This window comes from Chryseobacterium sp. 22458, assembly GCF_052044975.1.
Taxonomy (GTDB): domain Bacteria; phylum Bacteroidota; class Bacteroidia; order Flavobacteriales; family Weeksellaceae; genus Chryseobacterium.
The window spans coordinates 218762-240772 of record NZ_JBQEOA010000005.1 but is presented as its reverse complement, the minus strand read 5'-3'; the positions used below and the strand labels follow the sequence as shown (position 1 = coordinate 240772).

The 22011-nt window shown below is 36.9% G+C and carries 19 protein-coding genes; 13 read left to right on the top strand and 6 right to left on the bottom strand.

Going from position 1 to position 22011, the window contains the following annotated elements; translation table 11 throughout:
- Positions 1-211 precede the first annotated feature (211 nt).
- A complete protein-coding gene (locus tag ACTJJF_RS18535) occupies positions 212-1351 on the bottom strand; it encodes an EpsG family protein (RefSeq protein WP_312298723.1) in 1140 nt (379 codons plus the stop codon).
- Positions 1348-2361 (bottom strand): hypothetical protein, encoded by a 1014-nt coding sequence (locus ACTJJF_RS18530; RefSeq protein ID WP_440700609.1) that lies wholly within the window; start codon positions 2359-2361, stop codon positions 1348-1350. The genes ACTJJF_RS18535 and ACTJJF_RS18530 overlap by 4 nt, the downstream gene beginning before the upstream one ends.
- A 194-nt stretch (positions 2362-2555) precedes the next feature.
- On the opposite strand from ACTJJF_RS18530, the gene ACTJJF_RS18525 reads away from it, so the two are divergent.
- From ACTJJF_RS18525 to ACTJJF_RS18505, 5 genes are read left to right on the top strand one after another with little or no spacing between them, the layout of a single operon-like run.
- The gene (locus ACTJJF_RS18525; protein ID WP_440700608.1) at positions 2556-6209 is read left to right on the top strand and encodes an MMPL family transporter; all 3654 of its coding nucleotides are present in this window, start codon (positions 2556-2558) and stop codon (positions 6207-6209) included.
- A gap of 42 nt (positions 6210-6251) precedes the next feature.
- Entirely contained in the window at positions 6252-7166 is a 915-nt protein-coding gene (locus ACTJJF_RS18520; RefSeq protein WP_440700607.1) for a dialkylrecorsinol condensing enzyme DarA, read from the top strand.
- A gap of 1 nt (position 7167) precedes the next feature.
- On the top strand, positions 7168-8307 hold the full coding sequence (locus tag ACTJJF_RS18515) for a beta-ketoacyl-ACP synthase III (RefSeq protein WP_276159583.1): 1140 nt from the start codon (positions 7168-7170) through the stop codon (positions 8305-8307).
- Entirely contained in the window at positions 8307-8738 is a 432-nt protein-coding gene (locus ACTJJF_RS18510) for a hypothetical protein (RefSeq protein WP_312298729.1), read from the top strand. The genes ACTJJF_RS18515 and ACTJJF_RS18510 overlap by 1 nt, the downstream gene beginning before the upstream one ends.
- A gap of 6 nt (positions 8739-8744) precedes the next feature.
- Positions 8745-9188: an ABC transporter permease gene (locus ACTJJF_RS18505; RefSeq protein ID WP_312298730.1), complete on the top strand. Its 444-nt coding sequence runs from the start codon at positions 8745-8747 to the stop codon at positions 9186-9188.
- A 95-nt stretch (positions 9189-9283) separates the two neighbouring features.
- On the opposite strand, the gene ACTJJF_RS18500 is transcribed toward ACTJJF_RS18505, so the two are convergent.
- Both ACTJJF_RS18500 and ACTJJF_RS18495 read right to left on the bottom strand, forming a co-directional pair.
- Positions 9284-9937: a LysM peptidoglycan-binding domain-containing protein gene (locus ACTJJF_RS18500; protein ID WP_440700606.1), complete on the bottom strand. Its 654-nt coding sequence runs from the start codon at positions 9935-9937 to the stop codon at positions 9284-9286.
- A gap of 399 nt (positions 9938-10336) precedes the next feature.
- A complete protein-coding gene (locus tag ACTJJF_RS18495; RefSeq protein ID WP_440700605.1) occupies positions 10337-13249 on the bottom strand; it encodes a M16 family metallopeptidase in 2913 nt (970 codons plus the stop codon).
- A gap of 438 nt (positions 13250-13687) precedes the next feature.
- Here ACTJJF_RS18495 and ACTJJF_RS18490 point away from each other — a divergent pair, with 438 nt between their 5' ends.
- The 6 genes from ACTJJF_RS18490 to ACTJJF_RS18465 all read left to right on the top strand — a co-directional run bounded on the left by ACTJJF_RS18490 (position 13688) and on the right by ACTJJF_RS18465 (position 18760).
- On the top strand, positions 13688-14092 hold the full coding sequence (locus tag ACTJJF_RS18490) for a hypothetical protein (protein ID WP_440700604.1): 405 nt from the start codon (positions 13688-13690) through the stop codon (positions 14090-14092).
- 61 nt (positions 14093-14153) lie between these two features.
- Positions 14154-15149 (top strand): BtrH N-terminal domain-containing protein, encoded by a 996-nt coding sequence (locus tag ACTJJF_RS18485; protein ID WP_440700603.1) that lies wholly within the window; start codon positions 14154-14156, stop codon positions 15147-15149.
- 1 nt (position 15150) lies between these two features.
- Entirely contained in the window at positions 15151-15909 is a 759-nt protein-coding gene (locus ACTJJF_RS18480) for an ABC transporter ATP-binding protein (RefSeq protein WP_312298738.1), read from the top strand.
- Positions 15896-17164 (top strand): ABC transporter permease, encoded by a 1269-nt coding sequence (locus ACTJJF_RS18475; RefSeq protein WP_440700602.1) that lies wholly within the window; start codon positions 15896-15898, stop codon positions 17162-17164. The genes ACTJJF_RS18480 and ACTJJF_RS18475 overlap by 14 nt, the downstream gene beginning before the upstream one ends.
- Positions 17154-17585, top strand: coding sequence for an acyl-CoA thioesterase (locus ACTJJF_RS18470; RefSeq protein WP_440700601.1), 432 nt, complete (start codon positions 17154-17156; stop codon positions 17583-17585). The genes ACTJJF_RS18475 and ACTJJF_RS18470 overlap by 11 nt, the downstream gene beginning before the upstream one ends.
- Positions 17582-18760 carry a beta-ketoacyl synthase N-terminal-like domain-containing protein gene (locus ACTJJF_RS18465; RefSeq protein WP_440700600.1) on the top strand — a complete coding sequence of 393 codons (1179 nt, stop codon included), beginning with the start codon at positions 17582-17584 and terminating at the stop codon, positions 18758-18760. The genes ACTJJF_RS18470 and ACTJJF_RS18465 overlap by 4 nt, the downstream gene beginning before the upstream one ends.
- 46 nt (positions 18761-18806) lie before the next feature.
- On the opposite strand, the gene ACTJJF_RS18460 is transcribed toward ACTJJF_RS18465, so the two are convergent.
- Both ACTJJF_RS18460 and ACTJJF_RS18455 read right to left on the bottom strand, forming a co-directional pair.
- The gene (locus ACTJJF_RS18460; protein ID WP_440700599.1) at positions 18807-19373 is read right to left on the bottom strand and encodes a DUF6705 family protein; all 567 of its coding nucleotides are present in this window, start codon (positions 19371-19373) and stop codon (positions 18807-18809) included.
- A gap of 19 nt (positions 19374-19392) precedes the next feature.
- Positions 19393-20901: a hypothetical protein gene (locus tag ACTJJF_RS18455; RefSeq protein WP_440700598.1), complete on the bottom strand. Its 1509-nt coding sequence runs from the start codon at positions 20899-20901 to the stop codon at positions 19393-19395.
- A gap of 162 nt (positions 20902-21063) precedes the next feature.
- On the opposite strand from ACTJJF_RS18455, the gene ACTJJF_RS18450 reads away from it, so the two are divergent.
- Together ACTJJF_RS18450 and ACTJJF_RS18445 are read left to right on the top strand one after the other, a co-directional pair.
- Positions 21064-21435 carry a helix-turn-helix domain-containing protein gene (locus ACTJJF_RS18450; protein ID WP_440700597.1) on the top strand — a complete coding sequence of 124 codons (372 nt, stop codon included), beginning with the start codon at positions 21064-21066 and terminating at the stop codon, positions 21433-21435.
- Entirely contained in the window at positions 21435-21989 is a 555-nt protein-coding gene (locus tag ACTJJF_RS18445; protein WP_440700596.1) for a 3-oxoacyl-ACP synthase, read from the top strand. Before ACTJJF_RS18450 ends, ACTJJF_RS18445 begins: the two co-directional genes overlap by 1 nt.
- Positions 21990-22011: the final 22 nt, after the last annotated feature.

Sequence of the window (22011 nt, the reverse complement as noted above, 5' to 3'; positions counted from 1 at the left end):
TTATGGATTTGTGTGTCTTTAGCAAAATACAATTTTTAAGCCTACATCAATAAAAATAGATTTATTTTTAAATAAAAATAACATATTTGAATTATGATAATAATAACTAAAAATAAAAACCAATAATCTTCACAATGCAAAAACACCTGTACAAAAGAAAAAAGACAGCTTATCAGCTGCCTTATTATGTATAAAATCTTTTGAAAAAATATTATGGAAGTATATGATTCTTGTATCCTTCTATAGAGAATCGTCCAGCTTTAATATTATTGAAGATCGAGAAGACAACAAAATTGAAGACGACCAGTGAAATGATAAATGTATAGATCAGACTTTTCGTTTTTGCTGAAACAACATACATGGCATTCGGTATGATGATATACGAGAATCCGATGAATGCACCGGCAAGTCGTGATGAAAAGATAGGGTTATTTCTAAAGATAAAATATAAGCAAATCCCAATCACGGCATAGTTTCTATGGTACTCGTAATAGGGATATTTCTCTATCATTTTATTGTCAAAGGCAAAGAGAAAAAAGGTAAGGATAGCCATCATTACCTCAGGAATTCCGATGCCACCATTCAAACGCTGTATACTTTCATTCATATATCCGTTAAACCCTTCAATCAGCTCAATATCCGATGCCATACCATCTAAAAATCCTCCAAAAGATTTATAGACCTCAAACGGAGACAAGAAAACTGAGCCAATGATCATAATAAGCATGATCGTCTTATTCAACGGAACACGGGCCAGCCAGTACATAGGCAGGAACAGATAACAAACACTATGGATACCGGAACCTATAAATATAAAGAATAAATAATGCCAGAGCTTTCTTTCCTTGATATACCGTATGGCAAAATAAACAATGAACGTTCCAAGGTTTTGCCTGATCTGACCACTTTCCCCGATAAAGAAATTGGGAATAAACATAAACAGGGTAAAGGTAAAGGGATAAAAAGTATTATCTTCCGTATATTCAACCTTGAATATCATGGCAAAAATAGCAATAACGAAGGTCAGCATATAGAACGGCGCATCAAAAATATTCAGCAGAACCTTATTGATCAGCGTATAAAGCCATTCCACATCCAGCGTCTCCGAACCATCCATATGGAGCATCTTCATGAAAATACTGTAATAGCTTTTGGTATCGGAATAGATGTAAATTCCCTTATAACTTCCATAATCCGGACCAACATCATCCCGGAGCCCGACAATAATAATAAAATAAACTGCCAGGAACCAGAACCATTTTTTATCTACTTTTTTGCCAAAAACTTCCTGAATACTGAAGAACAGCATATAGACAATCGCAACTAGATAATATGGGTGTAATAAACTCATGATTTAATCTCTGATGTTTTTTTAAACTGATGACACGCTGTTATGATTCCGGTCAGAATCAAAGGCAAAAAAAGCCTTACTTCCCAAAAAAGCCCCACTAAGGTAATCATAAGAAGATACGGAACGGAAAAAAAAAGATATTTTCTGAAAACGATTCTGTTTTCTTCATCTGTACAGAGCCTGTATATAAAATATAAAACAACTGCTGCAAAAAGCAACCCTGCAAGATTAAAAGGGCTTGAAAAGTTTCTGTTGATATAAAAACCTTCTACAAAAGTAGTTTCTTCCTGCACCAACATCGCCCTCAGTCCCAGATACGGAACAAGAAAGGCAATAACAAGAGGAGTGATTTTCCAGATGATTTGATAGTTTCCCTTTTTCAGGTCATCAATGCTGAAGAATACCGCTGCGAAAAAAGCAATATTAATACATGCCGTTTCCCTTACGAATGTAGAAATCCCTATGAGCACAATCAGAAGATAAAAGAAAATATTCTTGTGAGTATGCAGGTACTTCAGTGTGAACAGCACTCCTGTCAGATAGCAGAAAAGAGCAATAGTATCACAGTTGGTAGGAGCATACTGCGTAATAACAATAAAGAATACCGACAAAAGATGGATGATTCTTCTTGCATTCAGGTTCAAAAGAAACCCTGCTGCTTTAAGCTTGAATATAGAGTTTAAAACCCATGAACATAAAATAAAGAACACACTATTCATCAGAAATAGCCCATGATAAAAGGGAGTTCCGTTCTTGGATAAAAAATCTTTAAAAAAGGCCAATGGACCATTGATCAGATAATACATCAGATCCGTCATCTGCACACTGAGATAATTGGGAATCACCCTGTAAGCATATACGGATGAAAATAAGAAGTCCGGTGTTCTCTCTGAGGTTTTTAATCTTGTATAGGAGGATTCGAACCCGTAATAGGACATGGCAAACAGGAGAAACGGAAGCACTATTACAAATAGAAATCCGTTTATTTTTTCATCATTTCTTTTCAACATATCTAAAACAGATTCTTATTTTCTTAATAATAATTGTGATTTAAAATACATTATACTAAAGGGGAACTTTTGCAAAAGTAGAATTTTTTTTCATTCTTCCTAGAATATTTTATTGATTTTCAGCCAAAACTTATGGTCTAAGTATTTTGCACTAATTCTTAAAAATTTAAATTTGCAGACTTGATCCAAATGCAATGCATCGCTTTTTTATATTTTTATATTATCTGATTTCCAAAAATAAAGTTCTCTCTGTATTTACAGCACTGGGAATTGCCACATTATGTTTATTCTTTGCTTCAAAAATCAATTTTGAGGAAGATATCAATCAGATCATCCCTAAAAATGAAAAATCAGATCTTACAGCGAAGGTTCTTAAGCAGCTCAATTTTTCAGATAAGATCATTGTCATTATAGAAAATAAATCTAATGAAGACAGCTTCCAGCTCTCTGAAACAGCAGATACTTTTTTACAGAAAACAGAACCTTTACAAAAATATATAAGCTCCGTTCAGGGAAAGGTAAATGATAATGAAATCTCAGAAACATTTGATTTTGTCAATCAGAATTTACCTCTTTTTCTGAATGCCGAAGATTACAAAGAGATAGACCGGAAAATCAGTAAAGACAGCATTGCCCGGCAGGTGGAAAACAACTACATCTCACTGGCATCTCCTACAAGCCTTGTTACCAAGGAATTCATCAAAAAGGATCCTTTGGGACTTACTTTCCTGGGCATCAAGAAGTTAAACGCATTAAATATCAGTAAGGATTTTAAACTGGAAGACAGCTATATTGTAACCAAAGACGGAAAAAATCTTCTGCTTTTCATTGATCCGAAAAACAAAAGCAATGACACAAAGGCTAATGAATTTTTTGTAGATCAGCTCAACATCATAAAAGACAGCCTCAATAAACAGTTTAAAGGAAAAACGGAAATCAGCTATTTTGGTTCTCCGGTGATTGCAGTAGCCAATGCCCAGCAAATCAAAAAAGATATCCAGAATACGGTTGTCATCTCCATGACAGTGCTTCTGGTACTTCTGATCTATTATTTCAGGAACTTTTTTACCCCGATCATTGTTTTCTTACCGACGGTATTTTCCGTATTGCTTGCCTTGCTGGTATTATATTTCATTAAGGATAAAATTTCGGCCATCTCATTAAGTGTGGGCGCTATTCTGATCGGGATTACGATAGATTACGCCCTGCATATCCTGACGCACTATAAGCACAATAACAATATTGAAGAGCTTTACAAAGAAATTACCCAGCCTATTATCCTGAGTAGTGCAACCACTGCAGTTTCTTTTCTTTGCCTTGTATTTGTACGCTCTGAAGCGTTGAAAGATCTGGGACTTTTTGCAGCCATCACAGTAATTCTATCTTCCTTTACTGCCCTGATTATTGTTCCTCAATTGTATAAACCTAAAGAAAAAGGAGAAAATCTCAATACCAACTTTATCGATAAAATCGGATCATATCCGTATGAAAAAAACAAACCGCTGATTATCGGCTGCTCTGTTATTATTCTTGCTTGTCTTTTTGGCTTCAGACATGTGGGATTCAATGAAGACATTGGTGATCTGAACTATATTCCGAAAGAATTAAAGATCAGTGAAGCGAAACTTCAGAAGCTTTCGGACATCACCTCAAAGTCTATTTATACGATTTCTTACGGAAATTCGGAAGAAGAAGCATTAGCCCGTAATTCTGAGCTGAGCAACTTTCTTGAAAAGGAGAAAAAGGAAGGTAAAATCTTAAGTTATAATTCCATCGGAAGCGTTGTACTTTCTGAAAAGGATCAGCAAAAGAAAATTGAGGCATGGAAAGACTTCTGGAACGACAGTAAAAAGAATGAGACCATTTCCGAGCTGGTTGGCAATGGAAATAAATTGGGTTTCAACAGTTCAGCTTTTGATAATTTCAGCGAAGTTTTAAATAAAAATTACACTCCTTTAAGTCTGAAAGATTATGAAAAGGTAAAAGCCCTTCAGATCTCTGAGTTTATGAGCAACGAAAATGGATTCTATACCGTTTCTAATGTGGTAAAGGTAGATGAAACCAAAAGAGATGCCTTCATCAAAGATATTGAGAAGAAACATGATGCTCTGGCTATTGACCGCCAGCAGATGAACGAGAACTTTCTTGGCCTGCTGAAAAGAGATTTCAATACACTGATCAATTATTCTCTTTTAGCCATCATTTTAACGATTATTGTCTTCTTCAGAAATTTTGAACTGACAATACTGACCATGTTCCCTATTGTTCTGACGGGCGTGGTGACTGCGGGAATTCTTTATTTCCTGGGGCTGGAGCTCAATATCTTCAGTACGGTAGTATGTACCTTGGTTTTTGGTGTGGGAGATGATTTCAGTATTTTCCTGACTCAGGCAATGCAGAAAGAGCATACAACGGGAAAGAATGAGCTGCCAACTTACAGAATTTCAATCATTCTTGCCGTTTTTACCACCATCCTTTCCATCGGATCACTGATTTTTGCCAAGCATCCCGCTTTACACTCCCTGGCTTTGGTAGCATTGATCGGGATGTTCTCCGTAATCGTCATTACTTCTACCCTCTACCCGTTCTGGTTCAGATTTTTCATTACCAACCGGGCAAAGAAAGGACTTTCCCCGATTACATTGAGACTTTTGTTAAGCTCTGTATTCTCATTCCTGTATTACGGACTGGGTGGGATGATATTTTCCGCCATCGGGAGCATATTTATTAAAAACACCAAAGGAAGAACCTTAGATATTATAAAATTAATTCTTGCCAGGTTTTTAACATCCGTATTGTATTCCAATCCTTTTGTCAGAAAAAGAGTGATCAGAAATACGGCTGAAGATTTCAGCAAGCCCGCTGTTATTATTGCCAATCATACTTCTTTTCTGGATACACTTGCCATTGCAATGGCTACCCATAAAATCATTTATCTCGTTAATGACTGGGTATACCAATCACCAGTCTTCGGAAAACTGGTAAAGGCACTTGGCTTTTATCCTGTTTCTCAGGGAATTGAAAACGGGATGGAGAAATTAAAAGAAAAAATTGACCAGGGCTATTCTCTTGTTGTATTCCCTGAAGCAGAGCGTTCTTATACCAATGATGTCAAGAGATTCCATAAAGGAGCATTTTATCTTGCCGAGCAATTTAATCTGGACATTCTCCCACTTTATATTCACGGAAATTCTGAAGTATTGCCGAAGGGTGATTTCATTATCTATGACGGAAGCATTACCGTAAAAGTAGGGACCAGGATCAGTAAGGATGATATGAGCTTCGGTAAAAACTATTCTGAAAGAACGAAGAGGATCAATGCTTATTTCAGAGAAGAATTTGCTAAATTGAGAGAAGAAATTGAGGATGAGAATTATTTTAAGAAAATTTTATTCCTGAGCTTTTTGTATAAAGACACAGATGTGGTGAAAGAAGTAAAAAAAGACTTCTACTCCAATAAATCAGTCTATTTTGAACTGAGCAAACACATTCCCAATGATGCCAATATTCTTCATATTGCAGATGATTATGGCCAGAAAGATGTTTTACTGACTTTATATCAGGCAGGCAGGAGAATTTTTTCTCTGATTAAAAATAATGAGAAACAGACAATAGCTGCACACAATTATCTTGTTAAAAGAAGAAAGATACAGTATATCAAAGAGCTGTCTGAAGTAAATAAGAAGATTGATGTACTTCTGGTTTCGGATGACAGTTTTACAGGTAATACAATTCAGGAACTTCCGGACACCATTATTTTTGTAAATACAGAAAACACCTTATCTGAAAATGAAAATTACACATTAGAATTTAGTTCTGAATCCATAAAAGTATTTAAAACTAAATAATAAATATGAAAAACATATTTTTGTAAACGCTAAAGAAAACTAATGAAGAAAAATATACTTGTCATATATTATTCACAAACCGGGCAACTTGAAGATATCGTGAGAAATATTGCCAGGCCTTTTGAAACTCAAAAGGAGGAATATGACGTTACCTATTATAATATTAAGCTGAAAGAAGATTTTCCTTATCCATGGCCGGGGGATGTTTTTTTCAATACCTTCCCGGAGTCTTATCTTCAGATTCCGAAAGAGATTTTCCCTCCTTCAGATGAAATACTGAATAAAAAATATGATCTCATCCTGTTCGGATATCAGGTGTGGTACCTTACCCCATCTATCCCGATCATTTCATTCCTTAAGAGTGGCTATGCAGAAAGCATTCTTAAAGACACCCCTGTAGTTACTATTTCCGGAACCCGAAATATGTGGATGCTTTCCCAGGAGAAATTGAAAATATACCTAAGAGATTTAAAAGCTCAACTTGTTGGAAATATTGCACTGGTAGACAGACATGACAATTACACCAGTGTACTGACCATTCTACGCTGGCTGACCACAGGGCAGAAAGAGAAATCCGGCTTACTTCCTGCTGCAGGAGTTTCGGATGAAGAAATTGCAGGTTCGGTAAAGTACGGCAAGATTATTGAGAATCATTTTAAAAATAACAGTCTGGAAAGTTTACAACCTGATCTTGTAAAAAACGGAGCCATTGAGATCCGGCCGTTTTTAGTACGTGTAGAAAAGGTAGGAAACAAGATTTTTACAGTATGGTCTAATCTGATTATCAAGAAAAAAGAGAAACGTCCATTGCTGATAAAATTCTTTAAGGTATATTTGATGGCTGCGATATGGATCATCTCACCTGTCGTGTTAGTATTACACCTTCTCACAACCCCTATATTTTGGTTTAAAAGACAAAAACAAAAAAGATATTTACAAGGAATTAATTTAAAATAGAATGTACGACGTATTTATAACAAAGGCTTCAAAATATTTACCCAATGAGCCGGTATCTAATGATGAAATGGAGACTTATCTTGGGCTTATCAATGACGCACCTTCTAAAGCAAAATCGCTTATTTTAAGAAACAATAAAATTACTACAAGATATTACGCTTTAGATAAAGAAGGAAACCCTACGCATACCAATGCACAGCTTACAGCAAAAGCGATTGAAGGACTTTTTGATGAAAATTTCAAAAAGGAAGATATGAAATTATTATCCGTAGGAACTACTTCTCCGGACCAGATACAGCCATCACACGCTTCCATGGTGCACGGAGAACTGAATATAGGAAAATCTATTGAAATCAATACTGCTACAGGTCTCTGCAACTCCGGAATGAATGCACTGAACTACGGTTTTCTTTCTGTGAAAGCAGGAGTACAGGAAAATGCAGTATGTGCAGGTTCTGAAAGGATGTCTGCATGGATGACCGCAGATAAATTCAACCATGAAGCTGAAAATTTAATACTATTGGAAGAAAGGCCCATCATTGCATTCAAAAGAGAATTCCTGAGATGGATGCTTTCTGATGGAGCTGGCTCTTTTTTATTGGAAAACAAGCCAAGAGAAAACAGTACCTCTCTGAAAATAGAATTTATTGATTTCTATTCCTATGCTCACGAAATTGAGGCATGTATGTATGCAGGATGCGACAAGCAGGAAGACGGAAGCCTTAAATCATGGGCAGATTACCCTTCAGACGAGTGGCTGAAACAATCTATCTTCGCAATTAAACAGGATACCAAAATCCTGGACAAATATATCTTAGTAAAAGGAGCGGAGAGTTTAAGAGCTTCTTTTGACAAACATAATTTGGATCCTGAAAAAATTGACCACGTATTGGCGCATATCTCTTCAGGCTATTTTAAGGACGGCCTGAAAGACGAATTTGCTAAAAAAGGAATGGACTTCCCTGCAGAAAAATGGTTCTACAACCTTTCTGACGTTGGAAATATCGGGGCTGGCTCCATCTTTATAGCTTTGGAAGAATTAATGAACTCAGGAACTCTGAAAAAAGGAGAAAAAGTACTTCTTTGTGTACCTGAAAGTGGAAGATTCGCTTATTCTTGTGCTTTATTAACAGTGTGCTAATGGAAAACAGACTGCCAACATCCGATCAGGATTTTGTACAAAGCCTTATTCCGCAAAGGGCACCTTTTGTAATGGTACATGAACTGTCTGAATATTCAGAAAATCATCTTATTTCAGGATTTGAAATTAAAGAAGATAACCTTTTTGTTCAGGATGGAGTTTTTCAGGCTTCAGGATTAATTGAACATCAGGCACAGAGTGTGGCACTTCATACCGGATATAAATACTATCTGCTGGGAAAAGATGCTCCTACAGGATACATCGGGGCCATCAAATCTTTTGAAGCTGAAATATTGCCGGAAACAGGTGATCAGCTGAAATCCGAGGTCACAATCCTTAATGAAGTAATGGGTGTGACGCTGGTAGACATTGTTACCAGACTGAATGATAAAGTGATTGCAAAATCACAAATGAAAACTGCCGTAAAATAACTGGAAATGGAAATCAGGGAAGAAAACATGATCAATATACATAACTTTTTACCTCATCGTGAACCGATGCTCATGGCAGACTACATCCTAGAGCTGACCAAGGAAAAAGTGGTAACTTCCTTTGAAATAAAAGAAGATAATATCTTTGTTCATAACAATGAATTTGTTGAAGCCGGCCTAATTGAAAACGTGGCTCAAACCTGCTCATCCATACTTGGGCAAAGTTTCTTTGAAAACCCTGAAGCTGATACTAAAGTGATCGGTTTTATTACCAACATCAAGAAAATTGAAGTTTTCGCCCTTCCTCAGGTGAATGACAGGATCATATCAAAGGCATCACTGATTTCCCAGTTTGAAAACATCTGTCATATATTCTGTGAAACCTTCAATAATGATGAATTATTAATCAGAGCAGAAATCAACCTGTTTATTCAGGAAGTACAATCATAAATAAAACGTACACAAAATAACAGAAGACTGTCTCTTATATTTGAAAATATCAAATGCAGGAGACAGCCTTTTATTTTTACAGGTATCCTCATTTCCTATCCTACAAATCTGCCCCACAGTGCATCTGCCCGTTCGAAAACTTTCGGTGATGTTTCCTGAATGGCATCTCTGAATGAAGCATAGTTCCCGGAGCTGCAGTGAATCACCTTTTTCATTTTTCCATTTTCAACTTCTGAAACAATTCCTACATGCCCGATTTTTTTGCCGGCACCATACACCACAATACATCCCACTTCGGGAATTATAAGTCTGTCAAAAATTCCGGCATTGCGATTGATATCTTCCACCATAGAATCTGTATAGATCCACCCGCCCGGCTGATAAAAAGGAATTTTCGTTTTTCTGGATAATCCAAGGACCCAACAAACAAAGCCGCTGCAGTCACACTCTCCGTCTCTTGTAGGAAGGGCGTATTTTTCATCCATTCCTCCTGCTCCCAGTTTATAGATAATTCTTTTCCCTATTACAGACCTTGCTTTATTTACAATATCCTGAGAGGTCAGCTGATTTGAAAACTGAAATTTCTTCACCGGAATATCCTCAATATTCGGAATATTAATTAACTGGCCTTCAAAAATCATATTGGGATTAATGATGGTGTGGTTATATGCCAAAATCAACTCTACAGGTACTTTATGTGCCTTGGCAATTTTTCCGAGCGTATCGCCCTTTTTTACTTTGTAATACATGGTTTTAGTTTTTAATGATTATTTTTTCAGTTGATATTTTTAAACGCTGTAGATTTCATAGCGTTTTAGTTTATTTACAAATTTACACTGTCAACTCATACAGGAAAATTACCCGAAATAGTGATTTTACAGGTTTGTTATGCTAAAGTCTGCTCCTACTGAATAAACTATTAAACTTCTTTTATAAAACCGGATATCCTCCATTATCTCTCATAATTAAAACTTCACAAACAACTGAAAACCAACACTATAAAAACACACCAAGTTCATTAATGAATGATTTATTTCACGTGAAACATTTCCCGATTCCGTGGAACAACTGTCTCTAAAGAAAAATGGGTTTAAACAAAAAAAGTGGAACATTGCAGCTCCACTTTTATCAATTTATGACCTAAAAAATTAGTATCCGAAAATCTCTTCAAGAGATACTTCCTGGAATTCTCCCATTTTATTGATGGATTCCATTTTCAGGTTTTCTTTCTTACCGATGATTGCCGTATTGTATTGTACAGGTTTCACTTTTGTATTGTAGAATCCTATTAGCTGTGGTAATGTCAGCCCCTGGATTTCAGCATAGATATCTTTTCTGATATCATAATCTACTCCAAGCTTTTTCAATCCCAACTGACTGAAGAAAATATTCGTTCTGTTGATTCTGTTGGAAGCGATCTGCTTCAATGCGGACCCTTTTGCATTTTCAAACTGTGCAGGGATCTGGGGTAATGATACCATAAGCTCATTCATTGCATTAACTGCCAAAGGAAGTTTGTTTGCCTGCGTTCCGATGTAGTTGGTGATATAATTCGCATGTCCTTTTTCTGAAGCATTGGCATAAGAAACATAGGCCGTATAAGCTAATGATTTACTTTCTCTGATCTCCTGGAAAACAATGGAAGATAATCCTCTTCCGAAGTACTCGTTGAATACATTGGCTTTTCCAAAATTACCAAGATTTACAGTACTTCCTTTGGCTACTTTAGCCATTTCTGTCTGTACCATATCATAGTTGGTAAAATATACCTTACCTGTTGTAGCCGGTTCTGCATATTCCTTAGCTTTTGCAGGCTGAAGGCTTGTATTGGCAATATAAGGTTTTACTGCTTTCTCCAATCCTGACTGATCCTGTCCGTAAAGGAATACCTGATAAGGGTACTGGTTCAGGGTTTTCATCTTTTTAATCAGGTCGTTCACATCGATGCTTTCAAGACGTTCTTTGGAAACAATATCCGTCATTCTGGAATCTTTACCGTATTTGGCATAATTCGAAAGTGCAGCCATGATTCTCACTTTATCTTTCTTCATTGCAGCTCTTGACTCCAGGATGGTCTTCACGGTCTGTGCGTAAATTGCTTTATCAGCTTTTACATTGGTCATCCAGTGGTTCATAAGCTCTACACCTTTCTTCATATTGCTTTCAAGGCCGATTAATGTGATTACCATCTGATCATTGGAAGTTCTTACATTATACGTAATTCCCAACTTATAAAACTCTTCTTTCAATTGCTCCGGAGTATACTTATCTGTTCCAAGATATTCAAAAACAGTTCCTGCAATAGAAAGTTCTTTATCGTTATCCGTTCCGAAAGGGAAAATATAACTTACCTGAGCAATTTCGTTGTATTTATTTTTCACAAAACTTACGGTCTTGTCTTTGATCTGGGAAGTCTGAATAGCCTTTTTATAATCAATAAACTCAGGTTTACTTTCTGCTACCTTGGTATTTAAAATATCTTTAAGGAAAGGAGACTGAGCTTCTCTGTTCAGTTTGATCGGAGTGATTCCCGGGTTTTCCACACGCACCAGCTTGTCATTCACTCCTTTTTCTTTATAAACAACTACATAATTATCTTTAAAGAAGTTATTGGCAAACTTTACAACATCAGCTTTCGTGATTTTTTCGTACTGGTTGATCTCATCAAGTTCCTGTTCCCATGTTCTTCCCTTGATATAAGAATCATAAAGCTCAGTGGCCAACCCGTCAGCAGTTTCATATCCTTTCATGCGCTGAACCTTTTTATCATTAACGATCGCTTTCAGCATCCAATCCGGGAATTGTCCTTTTTTCACAAGATCTATCTGATCCATCAGTAACTTTTTTGCCTCATCAAAGCTCTGCCCTTCTTTAGGAGTTACTACCAAAGAAAACGAACCATACATTTTGAATGGCGACTCATAAGCTCCTGCACCCAGAGTTTTTTGCTTCTGATTAATATTAAGGTCAATTAATCCCGCATCACCTCTGTTACTAAGAATTTCAGCCACTACATCTGCCAGTCTTGCTTCCTGAGTTCCATAAGAATCCGTTCTCCACGCAATGGTCATTCTCGGAGTAGACGGGCTCTTTACCGTTCTGGAAACAATGCCTGTCATCGGATCTTCCGTAACCATTTTTTTCATTGGAAGTTCTTTATATTTAAACCCTCCGAAATACTGGTCAACTAATTTTATAGTTTTATCATAATCCAGATCACCCACCAATACTACTGCCATGTTATTAGGCACATAATAAGTATCAAAATATTTGTGGATCGCTACCATTGAAGGGCTCTTCAGGTGTTCGGAAGTACCGATTGTGGTTTGCTGTCCATTAGGATGTTTTGGGAAAAGGGCTTCCATCAAAGCATAGTTGACAAGACGTCCGTCATTATCCTGAGCTCTGTTGTATTCTTCATACACCGCTTCCAGTTCCGTATGGAAAAGACGCAGTACCAATTCTGAAAAACGTTCTTTTTCTACTCTAAGCCATTTTTCAAGCTCATTGGAAGGAATATTATTTTTATATACCGTTTCATCCAGCCATGTGTGGGCATTTGTTCCGGTAGCTCCCAATGAAGAAATCGCTTTATCATATTCATTTGCAATTGCATATTTGGAAGCTTCCTGAGAAACCTCATCGATCTTTTTGTAAAGTTCTTTCTTTTTTCCTGGATCTTTTTCTGCTTTATGCTGCTCGTAAAGATCAGATATCTGCTGCAACAGAGCTTTTTCTTTTGCCCAATCCTGAGTTCCCAGATGAGAAGTTCCTTTGAATACCATATGTTCCAGGTAGTGAGCTAACCCCGTATTGTCACTTGGGTCATTATTTGATCCTGTTCTTACAGGAATATAGGTCTGAATTCTCGGGGCATCTTCATTCTTTGCAAGATAAACCTTCAGTCCGTTCTTCAGCGTGTACACTCTTACACCGGCCTGATCATTCTTTACCGTTTCATAAGTATAGCCCTGAGCATCGGTCAGCTTTTGGGTCTCGAATTTCTGTGCCATTGCGCTTAGCATACAGAAAAGCGAAACAGAAATAAAAAACTTCTTCATAGTTGTTATTTGTTAGTTATTGTATCAAATTTCCTGCACCATTAGTCTTATTATACCCTACACTTGTTACAGCATACCATATAACAAGTATCAACAGTAAACTTAGAAAGCATTCCTTATGATGTTTCCCATTCAAATTAGTTAAACAGGAAAAATGAAATTCAATAAATAATATTCACCTTAAAAGAATATATTGAAACAGACTTTCTTCCTACAATCACTTTTCCGGCCTTTCAAAATGATAAAAAAAGATACTTTATCTGAACCGAAAATTCTGAATACATCTTTGATACAGCCTCTTTCTCACGACAATAGATACTTCATATACCCTATGATTTACATATAATGTATTTTCACTATTTTAGCCACCTGATTAAAAGAATCAAAACAGGTGAACTATTTTTCATCTGGAATCTAAAAAAATTAAACATTATTTAGATGAAAAAACAAGACCTTCCTCAGGACGAAAGCAATCTGAAATCCGCCAACATGACTGAAGTTTTGTATGTAACGGATGAGAACGACAATTATACAACAGCTAACAGTACAGGCTGGGATGCTAAGAAAGCAGCCTTGGATGAATCTATGGAGCTCATTCATGAAAGAATTGAGGAAGCGAAACAAAACGTTGCCCAACACAAGGTAAGCCCTATCGTTTATTTTATGGAACTGAATAAAATGGACCTGGGAGTTCTGGCCTCTTATGTAGGAATGTGGCAATGGAGGGTAAAGAGACACTTTAAGCCCAAAGTATTTAAAACACTAAGCGAAACTGCACTGAAAAAATATGCCGATGCATTCGGTATTTCAGTGGATGAATTGAAAAACTTCGACGGAAAATAAATGAAGAAGGCATATCTGCTATGCTGAACTCATTTGACCAGTGAAAAAGATAAAGCTGCAAATGAAATTAAACTTTGAACACCATCAGACTGCGCATTGCGAAAACGGTGTTGCTTCCAATCTACTGCTTAATAAAGGACTGAAACTAAGTGAACCTATGATCTTTGGGATCGGTTCCGGACTGTTTTTCGTCTACCTGCCTTTTTTGAAGGTGAATTTCGCTCCGGGCTTTAGCTATAGACCTATGCCGGGGGCTATCTTCAGTAAGGCAGCCAAAAGATTAGGAATTAAAATTAAAAGAGAAAAATTCTCCAATCCTCAGGATGCTCAGAAAGCGCTTGAAAGAAATTTAGAACAAAATATCCCTACAGGTCTTCAGGTAGGGGTTTTCAACCTTACCTACTTTCCGGAAGAATATAAATTCCACTTCAACGCCCACAACCTTGTAGTATACGGAAAAGAAGACGGAAAATTCCTGATCAGTGATCCGGTAATGGATTATACCACTTCCCTTACTGAGGCTGAACTGGAAAAAGTGAGATATGCCAAAGGTGCCCTTCCTCCAAAAGGACATATGTACTATCCTGTCTATATCCCTGAAAATATTCACCTGGAAGAAGCCATTAAAAAAGGAATTAAAGATACCTGCAAAAATATGCTGGCTCCGGTACCGCTTATCGGTGTGAAAGCAATGAGATGGGTAGCGAAGAGCATTCCGAAATGGGCTGAAAAAAAAGGAACAAAAGTAACCAATCACTATCTGGGACAGCTGATCAGAATGCAGGAGGAAATCGGCACAGGCGGTGGCGGTTTCAGATTTATTTATGGTGCCTTTCTTCAGGAAGCATCTGTGATTCTTAAAAATGATGAATTAAAAGAATTGTCAAAAGAAATTACCTCTATTGGTGATCTTTGGAGAGATTTTGCTGTAGATATTGCCAGAGTGTATAAAAACAGGAACTCAAAAAGCAATATCTATAACGAACTTTCAAAAACGATGCTGCACATTGCAGATCTGGAAGAAGCTTTCTATAAAAAACTGAGAAAAGCGATCTGATATGGCGGAGAATATGATTGAGATCAAAAATCTATATAAAAAATACAAAAATGCTGAAGACTTTTCAGTAAACGATATCTCTTTGAATATCGAAAAAAATGAGATCTATGGGATTCTTGGTCCTAACGGAGCCGGGAAAACTACTTTGATCTCTATGCTTTCGGGACTAATAAAGCCAACTTCAGGGCAATTTACCATCAATGGTTTATCTCCGCAGAAGAATGGTTTTAAAATAAGACAGATCATCGGTATCGTTCCACAGGAATACGCTCTTTATCCTACGCTTACTGCAAAGGAGAACCTAATGTTTTTCGGAAGTCTGTATGGTTTGAAACATAACCGGCTTAAAAAAGCGATTGATGAATCTCTGGAGATTATGGGACTGTCAAAATTTGCCGACAAGCAGGTAGGCCAGTTTTCAGGGGGAATGAAGCGCCGTTGCAACCTTATTGCCGGAACCCTTCACAATCCTAAGGTACTGTTTCTGGATGAGCCAACCGTTGGAGTTGACGTACAGTCTAAAAAAGCAATTATTGACTATCTGTTGGATCTAAATAAAAAAGGGACCTGCATCATTTACACGTCCCATCACCTTTCGGAAGCAGAAGAGTTCTGTACAAAAATTGCCATTATTGATCATGGAAAAATTCATGCTGTAGGAACTCCCGAAGAGCTTGTTTCACAGATTGCCAATGCAGAAAACCTTGAAGATGTTTTCATTTCATTAACCGGAAAAGAATTAAGAGATGTTGTTGTATAAACTGTGGAGAAGTTTTATTAAAGAAATTCTTCTTCTGAAGAGAGATATCGGCGGAATTGTGATCATCTTCGTCATGCCGCTGCTCCTGATCGTTACCATTACCCTGATTCAGGATTCTACCTTTAAAAATCTTGAAGGCTCAAAAATCCCGATCATTTTTATTGATAATGATAAATCTGAGGTTTCAAAAAATATAAAAGGAGAACTGGAAAATAGTAAGACCTTCCAGCTGTTGACCAATTACAATGAGAAATCAGCACAGGAGGCCGTATTCTCCGGAGATTATCAGATGGCCATTGTCATCCCTGAAAATTTAACCAGGGATTTAAATTCCAATATCGATTCCAAAGTTCAGACGATTGTCAGTTCATTCGGATTGGAAGGAGATTCTGCCAAAACAAAAGTACAACCGCCAAAAGCCAGGGAAATTCATTTATACTTTGATCCGGCTACCAATGCAGGATTCAAAAATTCGGTGATGAACTCGGTAAACAAAATGGTTTTTGAGATCGAAAATAAAAAGATTTATAAGGCATTTCAGGATCAGCTGGGAACAACAGAAAATCTTGATGAGAATAAAAACCTGATCAGCTTTAAAGAGATCACTCCAAAGAAAGGAGAAATGGATGTTATGCCGAATTCTGTTCAGCATAACGTCCCGGCATGGACGCTTTTTGCCATTTTCTTCATCGTGGTGCCATTATCCATTAATCTTGTTAAAGAAAAAAGTCAGGGTACCAGTGTAAGGGCAAGAATCAGCCCTACCCCTTATTTTGTACACATTCTAGGAAAAACGTTTACCTATCTTATCATCTGTATCATTCAGTTTTTACTGATGGTAGCCGTAGGGGTTTATCTTTTCCCTTATATGGATCTTCCGGCATTTGATGTATCCGGTAAAATGGTTCAGCTTATTACGGTAACTTTGTTTGCCGGCCTTGCAGCCATCGGATTTGGGGTATTGCTGGGGACTATTGCAGATACACAGGAACAGTCGGCACCATTCGGAGCTACATCAGTAGTGGTTTTAGCTGCTATCGGGGGAATTTGGGTTCCGGTATTCCTTATGCCTGAATTCATGCAGACCGTTGCGAAGTTCTCTCCCATGAATTGGGGACTGAATGCCTATTACGATATTATTTTAAGAAACAGCGGAATTGGAGGTATTGCTAAGGAACTGGTTTTCCTGTTTTTGTTTTATATAGCTACCGTAACCATTTCTATTTTTTACGAAAAGAAACAAAATGCAGTCTAACGAAAATATATTATTAACCTGTACCGAGGAAGTAAGAGTACGTTTCAACGAAACAGATCCCTTGGGAATTGTATGGCATGGTCATTATATCGTTTATTTTGAAGACGGCAGAGAAGCTTTCGGGCGTCAGCATGGCCTTACTTATCTTGATATTCAGAATGCAGGATACGTAACACCCATTGTAAAGAGTACCTGTGAGCATTTTCTTCCTTTAAAGTACGGTGAAACCTTCAGGATCGTTACCACTTTCGTGAATTCCGTTTCAGCTAAGCTTATCTATAAATATGAGCTTTTCAACCAAGAAGATCAATTGGTATGCAGCGGGAAAACCATTCAGGTATTCCTGGACAGCAACGGAAGTTTATGCCTGTACAATCCGGAATTTTTTCAAACCTGGAAAGATAAAATGGGATTATCATGAAAAAGGAAATCTATATCACAGACTACAATTGTGTAACCCCCCTGGGATTCAATGTAGAAACTAACTGGAAGGCCCTTTTGGCAGGAAATTCAGGAGTTGCTTTACATCAGATCATAGATAATCAGGATCCTTTTTATGCCTCTGTGATCAGCACTGAAAAACTTGATCAGGAATTCAACATCGTGTTTGGGTCTCACACTTTTTCAAACATTACAAGGCTTGAAAAGATGCTTTTTTTAAGCTTAAAACCTATGATTGAAAAACATACTATAGGCGAAGACACGGCTTTAATCCTTTCTACAACCAAAGGAAACATCAGCTTGTTAAAAAACCAGACTGAATTACCTCAAGGGGTTTATCTTTCAGCCTTAGCACAGAAAACAGCTGATTTTTTCGGATTTAAAACAAAACCTATTGTGGTTTCCAACGCCTGTGTTTCAGGGGTAATGGCAATTGCTGTTGCCAAGAATATGATCCAGGCAGGAAAATATAAAGACGCTTTTGTGATTGCTTGCGATGAGCTTTCTGAATTTGTCATTTCAGGATTCAATTCATTCCAGGCTATAGGCTCAGGGCCTTGTAAACCTTACGATAAAAACAGAGATGGAATTAATATCGGGGAAGCTGCCGCAGCTGTTTATATCACCTCATGTCATTGCGAGGAACAAAGTGACGAAGCAATCTCACAAAACGAAAAATTCAGGTTCAAGGTACTGGGAGATTCTGCAATCAATGATGCTAATCATATCTCGGGTCCTTCAAGAACGGGAGACGGCTTGTACGGAAGTATCAGAAATGCTATGACCGAGGCTCAGGTTTCTCCGGAACAGATTGATTTTATCTCAGCCCACGGAACGGCCACTCTATATAATGACGAAATGGAAGCCATTGCTTTCAACAGAATGGAACTGCAGCATGCTCCCCTGAACAGTATGAAAGGTTATTACGGACATTGCCTTGGCGCTTCCGGCCTTCTGGAAAGCATTATCTCCATGGAAAGTGCTCTTCATGGAACCTTAATTCCCTCAAAGAACTTTGAGGAAACCGGAGTATCACAACCTTTGAATATCATTAAAGAAAATCAACCTGCCACAATCAGATATATATTGAAAACGGCTTCAGGTTTTGGGGGATGTAATGCGGCAATTGTATTGGAAAAAATAAATATTATATAACAATAGAGACTGCCTTTAGAAGACAGTCTCTTATCCTTATATTTCACTATTGTTTTGTAAATATTAGATCCTTTGTTTCTGGTAAATAAATTTTTATGTCCGTTCCTTGAGGACATTTACTACTGTCAAGAATTATATCATTGGGACGATATTCCCATGAGATTTGCGTAGGACTAATTTTTTTTAATTCAATACTTCCCCAGCCTACTTTACAGTTTGTTCCGCCATAATTAAACCATACAACGTTTTTACTTGGATAAGTGCCGCGACTATAAATTGAATGTAGAAGCTGATTAGGCTGAAAAGTCATACTTTGCGTATCCTGAAGAATGTTACCTAAAGAATTTTTAACAATATATCTTACGGATAACACATCTTGATAAACATTCAATGATTTAATATATTTCATTGTTTCTTTAATTATAAACAATTGAATTTCATTTCCTTGAAAATCAGCTTTATATACTCCTACATAAGGGTTTAATTCATTATTTAAATCTTTAATATAAGAGCCTTGTGGTATTTCTTCAAAATCAGTGTTAAGTGGATAAATTTGTTGTGCTTTACACGAAATTGTGATAATTAATAGAATTAAGCATGTTATATTTCTCATATTTTTTTATTTTAAAAAATTAGGGACAAGGTGAAGCAGTTATACTTCCATCAGTATTTTTAATTATTGTTTTTACAATTCCATCATTTTCTATTCTTTGTAAATTGACTTTTTTATCTAATCCCATATCTTTAAGGGCTTTGAAAAAAAATTTTTCGATCGCTTCATTGTCCATATCTCCAGAAGAGGGTTTGTACATTCCATATCTGGTCTGGTATCTATCAGTGTAATCATCAAGCTGATCCTGTGAAAAAGTTACTAATGCATCATTATAATTTCCATTAAACCAAATAATATAATGCATACCATTAGGAGCTACCATTCCAATAAAAGCATTTTTGGGGTTTCCATAATTTCCCTGTGCTAACGCAAATTGTAAAAGCTGATCCATATCATTCGGTGAAAAAACAGGTATTCCTGTTGGGGTGTGATTATGATACCCTCCGGCATACCCAGTCTTATCCCCAAAATCTACACTATGTGATGCCCCATGTATCGCACCTGTAGGAGTTCCGTCTGCTTTGATTTTGTAACCGTCCTCACCACCTAGAGCAGATTTTGCTTTTAATGCATCTATTATAGGCTTGGTTTTAGCATTATTTATCAGTTTTTTTGTTTTCTGACAAGGATCATTATTGCTTGGAATTACGCCTCCTCCACAACCTGGACCTGGTCTATAGAAAGCAGCGCTCATAGTACCACCGCAGGGATTATCAGGAACATTGGGACCAATAGGTGGAGTACCTCCACCACCGGATCCGCCTCCGCCACCACCGTTTGGTGGAAAAGGATCATCTGCCGTACCAAGAATAACGGGAGTACATGTTGTTGTCTGGCATTCAGAACATCCATCACACGCTCCGCCTCCATGATGGGTACAATGATAGGTGGTAAAACAAGTCAGTCCTATAAACAGTTTTCCTTCCTGGTGAACAGTCACTTCTGATATAGGTGTAAAATCACTGACTTTTATCCTACCGTACTGATCATCATACTTTTCTTCCGTAAACAGATCTTTGGGTACACCTATAAACTCTTCGTTTCCAAAAGTACGATTATCCATAAACATAAAAGTAAAGAAAAGTTTTTCACGGTTTTCCACACTGATCTTTTGATCATAGACAATATCCTGAAGAATAGTATTATCATAATTTCTTACTCCCGTCACTGTATTTTTTCCGTCTAAAGTAGCAAAAAGCACAGAACTCATGGTTTCATTATCATACGAAAGCGGGATCATAAGACCCGTTGCATTTTCAGTTTCTACAGCATACATCTTATCCCAAACAGGCATTCCTTTCTGATCCGGCATTTGAGAAAGAAAATCTGTTTCTTTGTTATATTCTTCAAGAATCCAAATATAATCAGTACCATTTTTAGCATACAAAGAAGATTGATGTTTAAAGAAATCAGAATTGTTTCTCTGAGGATTCGTCTCGGTTTTTGTAAAATCTTCACTCCGGCATGACCACAACAGAGTGAGAAAGACTGCCAGAACGGACAGTCTGAGAATCATTTTTTTTCTCATTGGTTTTTTGTTTTTTGGTTGTGAATACAATATTATCACTATTTCGTGATAACTAATGCAATAATATTCAAAATTTTAGTTCCGTACAACAACTAAAAGTTATAAACTCAATAACCAATAGTTATCATTTCAAATTATTTTATATTTGTAAAAAATACCTCCATGAGCTTAGGAACCAAACTGAAGCAGCTAAGACAAAATAAAAACTGGTCGCAAGCCGATGCTGCTTACCGATTAGATATTTCACAACCCGCATATAACAAATGGGAAACAGATCAGACTAGACCCAATATAGATAAACTGGGAAAAATTGCCGAAGTTTTTGAAATTGAAATACAGGATTTATTTAATAATGATTCAACTGTAATAATTTCTAATAACACATTTGAGACATCAAATATTGTATATCCTAAGGACTCCACAATCAATATGCAATCTCCTGAAATTATTGAAAGTATCCTGAAAAACCAGGAGCAGATGTCAAAACTTATTGAAGCTCAGAATAAGTTAATAGAAAACCTGTTGAAGAAATAATGGAAGTACCATTAATGAAGAAAACAAACAGCTGCACCATAGAACATTCAAAAATAACCGTCAACGGTGATCTTGTTTTTGAAAGTCAAAGTGAAACCTTTCAGGAGTTTGCGAAAGAAGCCTATAAAAGTTTAGAGATCAGCTACCCAAAATTCCACAAGATGGATGCTTTGAGTAAACTGGCCTTTCTTGCTGCAGACACTCTTTTGAAGGATGAAGACCACAGCAGAACAGCACTGGTTTTTGCCAACAGATCATCAAGCCTGGATACTGATTTCAAATACCAGGAAAGCATCAATGATCAGAAAAACTATTTTCCGAGTCCGGCCGTCTTTGTCTATACCTTACCCAATATCTGTGTAGGTGAAATCAGCATCAGACACAAAATGCAGACAGAAAATGCTTTTTTCGTTCTGGACGAATTTGATGAAAAATTTTTAAACGATTATTCAGAACAGCTTCTTCAATCCGGAAAAGCAGATAAAGTATTGTGCGGCTGGGTTGAATTATATCAGGAAAATTATAAAGCTTTTGTATATTTGCTAACCTTATAAAAATATAACAATCTGATAATCT